The following is a 5,119-nucleotide window of genomic DNA, read 5'->3' on the forward strand; positions in this document are numbered from 1 at the left end:
TTTTGGCATAATCCATACAATTTGTTGAATGCGTACAATATATGGCACCGTATCTTCAATGAGCAAATGATCGGGTTTCACATCCTTTAATTTACCTCTTATATTTCCTCTTACAGTTTCAATAATCACATGTTTACCAATTACTGATTGTAATGTCTGATATACATAGGGATTAGGCACACTTACCATATTTTGTTTACTAAAGTCATTTCCCTCCAAATAACTCATTGTATAAGACTCCTTTCTAACTCGCATTCTTTCTACTAATATATGATATAAATCTTATAAATATGCTAGAAGGATAATTCATTATATGGACAGAAAACACATTTTAATAGGGTACGGTTTCTATTTCTACATTGCTAAAAAAATGATTTATATAAAATTACTTTTACTAGTTAATAGGAGATGATAAAGTAATATTTTGCATATACATCTAGGTTGTTCCTTTCAGGATATGTATCATTTTAAATACGCCCTTTATTAGAATAGTACTCATACTTTTTTTGAGATTCTTTCGTAATACGTGCGTTAAGTAAAATTGCTAACAATAAAAACACTCCATATTTTCCCCCTGTAGCTCCTATGATAATCACACTACTACAAACAAGTACAATTAATAGGATAAACGAAACTAAATAAATACGATCATAATTCTTTGACATCTTCTCGTATTTTATGCGTTCTTTCCTTGCATCCATCTAAATTCCTCCTTTAAATAATCCATTTCACTCTCAAATAAATCTAGCCCTTAAAAAGGAAACAATCTATCGTTTTAAATAATTAGTTTGTTTTTTATCAACTAATTTATATAACGTAAAAAGAAATCCTACCAATATTAAGCTCTCTACCATGATAATCCCGACCCTCTCCTTCCTTTTAATCCCAACAAATCAGATAAAAGTTATGTATATCCCATATTAGCTGCAACAAGCAAAAAGGATCCCCTTCTCTTAAAGGCCGATCCTTTTCTCCTTGTATGCAACTATTTTTACCTATTCTTGATTAATTAGAATAATAGCTGGTCCATCTACACGAATTCCACCAACTTCGATTTTTTCATAAGACTCAACTGTAATAGAGATGATCCCTTCTCGCTTCTTTAATTCATTACTTAATTCTTTTGTTAACATTTTTTTCATGTGTGTACTCCTTCTTACTGCTTAATTTACTATTGGTATGTAAATAAAATTTAAATTGGTTTCCTGGTCTGGAAACCAATTTTTTGTAGTTGACCATATGGTGTTACCAGTTCGTTTATCAATTTTACGTAAAGAAGATAAACAATTACTATTCACCGTCTCAGTAGATATAAGGCACTCTTAAAGATAGTGGTGAGATTGATTGTTTTTTTCTTCTAGAAATAATGACTTAGATAGTATATTACCTAAAACAATGAAAGCCCTACCTCTCTTTCATCCTTACGGCTCCTTGTCCGTGCCAGTGTGAATCAGGATTGTAAAAATCAAGTGACTATTTAATCGAGTTATTTGATGAAACTTCAAACGTTCGTAAAAGAAATTTAAAAATCAAAATGGATTAGATTGAAGTAGTAACAAAAGAGGTGTCTACTCTAAAAGTGAGTTGAAGAAATTGAATATCTTTGAAATACTTTCCTTTTAATAATCAACGTATACCCAGAAAATTCAGGATATTTCCGAGGGATGTCATACAGTATTTATAATAAATCTCAACAGAAACTTTTTATTTGTTTTTCAGTGATTCCTTTAATTAATTCTAGCTCACTGACCAAAAATTTATATGCATCATCCAACAATTTTTTTTCGCTTGTATTCAGTGCTTTTTCCTTCTTTATACGGATTAAATCACGTATAACTTCAGCACCTTCTTGTATTTCACCCGTTTTTATTTTATCTGTGTTTACTTTATACCTTTGTTTCCAAGGCATTAATTCGCCTGATTCTCCATGCTGAAAAATGTGTATAATGCGCGTTAATGTAAGTATATCAATAACTGGGCGTATATTCGAACTCAATATTTTGCCCTTAGGAATCATGATTTGCATATTACTAAGGGACATTTTTATGACATAATAAAGTTGCTTTTTCCCTGAGAACTCTTTTTCTTCTATGGCTTCAATTATACCTGCTCCGTGCATTGGATAAACAATGTTATCGCCAATTTGAAACATATAACCCACCTCCATATGTGGTAACTTTCTCAAGCTTAACACATATGTTATTTTTTATCAAATATTTAATAATATCATGAGTTTATTTTTGGTGTCAATCACTTTTTTCTTCGGAAGTTAAATTAAGGAAAACAGCCGCAAAATAATAGAGAGCGTTCTAGATTTCAAATAAAAGAAAAGGGAATTCCCACGCGTATATTCTGAAATCTCTACTCATTAACGTAGATCAGTTTTTCCTTGAAAACGGCCAAATCGATCCCGTATTTTTTTCAATCTTATATGATACTCCAAAATCTCAATTCTTGCTTTTTCTGCTAGAGGGGCAATTGGTCGTAAGTCTTTTAACCCCCAATACTCAACCACTACATCAAGTACTTGATCAAAATATTGTAGTGGCCCATAGTTTGCTTCTTTTGCAATCACAGCCATTCTATTTTCAAAATCAGGCATGACGGCACCTGGCATTTTAAAATTCCTAATCACATTGGCAATATGGTAGCAATAATTTGGTTCCAATTCTAAATGTGTTCGAATAACGTCTCGATAAAACGCATAATGAAGTGTTTCATCTTTTGCAAGACGGCGTAATAATGTAGCAAGATCTGGATCATGCTTACTTGCCACCTTAGCTACATTATTGTAAAACACCATTGTTGCAAGTTCTTGTAGCGTCGTATACGTCATGGCTTCGATTGGTGTATGAAAATCAGGCTCAAATCCACACTCAACGACTGATTTTCTTAATTCATGTATACGTTTAGGGTTTACACTTCGAGTGAGTAGTAAATATGTCTCTAATAAATTCGAATGTTGATCCTCTTCTGAGGTCCAAGTATGAATAAAGTCTGTAATAACAGAAAGGGAACCTTTAAAAGTCGCAGATAAATACGTTGTAAACCATGGTAAATTCACTTCTGTTAATAAAGCTGTTTCAATGGCCGTAATTACACCAGAAGGGAGAGTAACTTGACTTTCATCCCAAGGAACTCTTTTAAAGTCCATTCCCTTATCCCATGGTAAAAATTCATGATAACCCCAGTCTATCTTCTGCGCTCTTATTTTATGTTGTTCATACAGTTCTTTTAAACGTGGTTCTAATCGGAAATCTAAATCATTTGTTAGCATATAAGTGCCCCCTTTTCTTACCATGAATATTCAGCTTATTTTTATCTCTAAAAATTTTCTACAAATAAATATTACTTTCCTTTTTTTAAATCAAACATAACAAACCTGTAACAAAACTCTTTAAGAGCGCTATATTTTCATAGGATTTTTTTATCAAAAGAGGGACCGTTACATCTATTTTCTTTTTTATAAAATAGATATTGAGGCAAACAATATGTTAGTAAGTCAAAATAAAAACTAACCTCAGTAAATACAGAATAACATTCATGGATAAAGATACTCGTCATGTTGTAAATTTTGGTGAGTGTAAAAAGGTGCATACCTATAAAGAATCGTTTTATAATAAAGATTGATAGTGTTTTATATACACTATCAATTTATTTAGACGTAAGATTATAATCCAATATATTAGATTAAGCGCTTGAAAAAAATATAGTTGATGAGATAGCCTTAAACGACAATTCCCAACAAACTTAATGCACATTGGCTATGATGAGTTAGACCAAATTTTGTGAAACAGTATACAAAAAAAGGGAAGAGGCGATAAACATGCAGTCAACGGAAGCGCATATGAAGGAAAAACAACGTAGAGAAAAAATAGAAATTATATTTAGTCACAGGGTAAAAGGGGAGAATTTTTTTCACGGTTCTTCCTATCAATGGAAAAACATTGTATATCAAAATTATAATAGGATACAACAAAAAGAGTTGGAAATTGAACAACTCATTTCGAAAATGGAAAAAGAAGGGATCCGTTTTACGCAGCACCGTTCACTCATACACTATCCCGTCATTGATTTCGTAAAATATATAGCTAAGATTTATAAGGAGCCCCTCGAAATAAAATAATCATATTTATAAAAGGTTTATTTCCGGGGATTTTTTTAACTTAAACCAGGGGTACCGCCCCATCGCTATCAAGCTAACAGAACAGATTGCCCCCTAAACGAAAATTTTGTGGCTTTTTTAGCGCGGAAGTTCATTATTATCGTTTTTTATGTTTCTTAACTTGATAGAGGTGTGGTGGATCCCTTTTTTTAGAAGTAAATACTTCTAAAACCTTGAAGTATTTGAAAATCAATTTTATCTGCTTTTGTCCTTTGAATGATAAAATCTAATCCATTTTTGGTATTGTCCGCATATTTAGGCATTGCTTCAAGAGTATCTGTCAACGGTTTGTTGAAATCGTCCCAATGTATTGGAATAACAAGCTTCGGTTGTACTTTTCGTACAGTTTGCTCGTAATACGTATTTTGGAAAGTACTTTCCTGCTTTCCTAATACCCCTATTCCTAAAAACAAGACATCAGCTCGAATATCATCTAATACCCCTTCTATATAGTTAGCACTTGGTTTAACAAGGAAAGTTTTATTATTATACATAATCAAGTAATCATATGAAGAGTCTTCATGATAATCTAGGGCTTTAGCTGGTTGTTTAAGTGGCTTTTTTATTTTTTCTCCTTCATCAAAGGTTGGTGAATGTTTTGATGGAAGGACAGTAACAGTAAAATCACCAAACTTCATAGCCTTATTTACTTCATATACAGACATCTGGTTCTTATTTATATCACCACCAATACCTATGTTAATTGCTGATTCTGAACCATATACATGTGTTCCAGTTCGTTTAGCTATATAAGCTAAATCAAACGCATGATCATAATGTGTATGTGCAATAAATAATCCCTTAAGTTTATTATTATCTGCCCCTATTTGATTAAAAACTTTATCCACAGTATCTTCATCTGTTTTTATATTGCTGAACAACATTTTTAGTAAGGATGGCCTAGAGATAAAACCATCAATCATTAATTGTGTATTTCCATCATCAAATAGTAAA

At 32.0% G+C, this 5,119-nt stretch carries 7 protein-coding genes; 1 reads left to right on the forward strand and 6 read right to left on the reverse strand.

The genetic code is table 11. The annotated features are described in order from the left end of the window. The 5 genes from GFJ36_RS16710 to GFJ36_RS16730 form a co-directional block, all read right to left on the reverse strand. On the reverse strand, nucleotides 1-228 hold a 228-nt coding region (locus tag GFJ36_RS16710; protein ID WP_157349697.1), incomplete at its 3' end, for a YuzF family protein. 239 nt (nucleotides 229-467) lie between these two features. Continuing rightward, a complete protein-coding gene (locus GFJ36_RS16715; RefSeq protein ID WP_000340034.1) occupies nucleotides 468-701 on the reverse strand; it encodes a hypothetical protein in 234 nt (77 codons plus the stop codon). A 294-nt stretch (nucleotides 702-995) separates the two neighbouring features. After that, a complete protein-coding gene (locus GFJ36_RS16720; protein WP_000738548.1) occupies nucleotides 996-1,142 on the reverse strand; it encodes a BC1881 family protein in 147 nt (48 codons plus the stop codon). A 548-nt stretch (nucleotides 1,143-1,690) separates the two neighbouring features. Continuing rightward, nucleotides 1,691-2,152, reverse strand: a complete 462-nt coding sequence (locus tag GFJ36_RS16725; protein WP_000486301.1) for a CarD family transcriptional regulator — start codon at nucleotides 2,150-2,152, stop codon at nucleotides 1,691-1,693. A 216-nt stretch (nucleotides 2,153-2,368) separates the two neighbouring features. Then, nucleotides 2,369-3,277, reverse strand: a complete 909-nt coding sequence (locus GFJ36_RS16730; RefSeq protein WP_000957101.1) for an acyl-ACP desaturase — start codon at nucleotides 3,275-3,277, stop codon at nucleotides 2,369-2,371. 549 nt (nucleotides 3,278-3,826) lie between these two features. Here GFJ36_RS16730 and GFJ36_RS16735 point away from each other — a divergent pair. Next, the gene (locus tag GFJ36_RS16735; RefSeq protein ID WP_001191994.1) at nucleotides 3,827-4,126 is read left to right on the forward strand and encodes a hypothetical protein; all 300 of its coding nucleotides are present in this window, start codon (nucleotides 3,827-3,829) and stop codon (nucleotides 4,124-4,126) included. Nucleotides 4,127-4,314: 188 nt separating this feature from the next. Here the strand turns inward: GFJ36_RS16735 and GFJ36_RS16740 are convergent. Continuing rightward, nucleotides 4,315-5,119 (reverse strand): MBL fold metallo-hydrolase (locus GFJ36_RS16740; RefSeq protein WP_242016007.1); only part of this gene is annotated, 805 nt, incomplete at its 5' end.

It is taken from the genome of Bacillus sp. EE-W1, assembly GCF_009760835.1.
Lineage (GTDB): Bacteria > Bacillota > Bacilli > Bacillales > Bacillaceae_G > Bacillus_A > Bacillus_A wiedmannii.

Excerpts from the sequence above, each read along its gene's own strand:
- GFJ36_RS16715 (WP_000340034.1), bottom strand. The coding sequence starts at position 701 with ATGGATGCAAGGAAAGAACGCATAAAATACGAGAAGATGTCAAAGAAT.
- GFJ36_RS16720 (WP_000738548.1), bottom strand. The coding sequence starts at position 1,142 with ATGAAAAAAATGTTAACAAAAGAATTAAGTAATGAATTAAAGAAGCGA.
- GFJ36_RS16725 (WP_000486301.1), bottom strand. The coding sequence starts at position 2,152 with ATGTTTCAAATTGGCGATAACATTGTTTATCCAATGCACGGAGCAGGT.
- GFJ36_RS16730 (WP_000957101.1), bottom strand. The coding sequence starts at position 3,277 with ATGCTAACAAATGATTTAGATTTCCGATTAGAACCACGTTTAAAAGAA.
- GFJ36_RS16735 (WP_001191994.1), top strand. The coding sequence starts at position 3,827 with ATGCAGTCAACGGAAGCGCATATGAAGGAAAAACAACGTAGAGAAAAA.